This is a genomic window from Pseudoalteromonas sp. SR41-1 (assembly GCF_014164015.1).
Lineage (GTDB): Bacteria > Pseudomonadota > Gammaproteobacteria > Enterobacterales > Alteromonadaceae > Pseudoalteromonas > Pseudoalteromonas distincta.
In genome coordinates this window covers 1-1,023 of sequence record NZ_JACJEK010000044.1, presented here as the reverse complement: position 1 = coordinate 1,023, position 1,023 = coordinate 1, and the positions used below count along the sequence as shown (strand labels likewise).

Genomic DNA, 1,023 nt, shown 5'->3' with positions numbered 1-1,023 from the left:
TGTGTGATTCATAGAGATCGTTTCAATATACTATGACGCTATGAACAAAGAAATTAAACAACGTTTAAAGTGGATTGAGCTTTACGAAAAAACTAATAATGCGGGCCTAGTTTGTCGTCGGTGTGGAATTTCTAGGCCCACTCTTCGAAAGTGGTATAAGCGATACAAAGAGAAGGGACTAGACGGCCTACAGGACGTTTCTAGACGCCCGCACAGCTCCCCAAACACTAAAATTAATAATCGAATTGAAGAGTGGATTCTTAAACTCAGAAAAAATAGAAAACTTGGTGCCAGAAGAATTCAAAATGAGCTTCTTCGCGAGCATAATTTTCAGCTATCGCTTGCTTCAATTCACAAAGTGCTGACCAAACATGAGGTAAAACCAATAGTTTTTCAGCGGAAGAAAAAAGACTTCATTCGATACCAAAGACCTATTCCTGGTGACCGAGTTCAGATGGATACATGTAAAATTGCACCAGGGATTTATCAATATACTGCTGTTGATGATTGCTCTAGATATCGCGTGTTGGACGTTTTTAAGCGTAGAACGGCAGCCAATACTCTTACCTTCATCGATAAGGTAATAGAAGAAATGCCATTCCCGATACAGCGAGTTCAAACTGATCGCGGAACGGAGTTTTTTGCTGAAAAAGTACAGCTCAAATTGATGGAGCATGGCATTAAATTTCGCCCCAATAAGCCAGGCTCTCCTCACTTAAATGGCAAAGTTGAAAGGTCACAAAGAACTGATAAGGAAGAGTTTTATTCGACCGTTAATTTGGATTTGGACGAACTCAAAAATGAAACGTTACCTGAGTGGCAGCATTACTACAATTGGCAACGCGCTCACGGCTCATTCAAAGGTAAAACTCCAATGGATGTTGTATGTGAACGGCTTGAAAAAACACCGCTTTGGGAAGACGTTCACGCTAACTACGAAACTGAAAATGAACGCATTCAGTTATCGAATTATCAGCGTGATCTTCAACTACGAAAAGTGAAATGATGTCTATGAATCACACA

At 40.2% G+C, this 1,023-nt stretch carries 1 protein-coding gene; it reads left to right on the top strand.

All coding sequences use genetic code 11. The annotated features are described in order from the left end of the window. The first annotated feature begins 40 nt into the window (after positions 1-40). Positions 41-1,006 (top strand): IS481 family transposase, encoded by a 966-nt coding sequence (locus H5118_RS20340; RefSeq protein WP_029770321.1) that lies wholly within the window; start codon positions 41-43, stop codon positions 1,004-1,006. Positions 1,007-1,023: the final 17 nt, after the last annotated feature.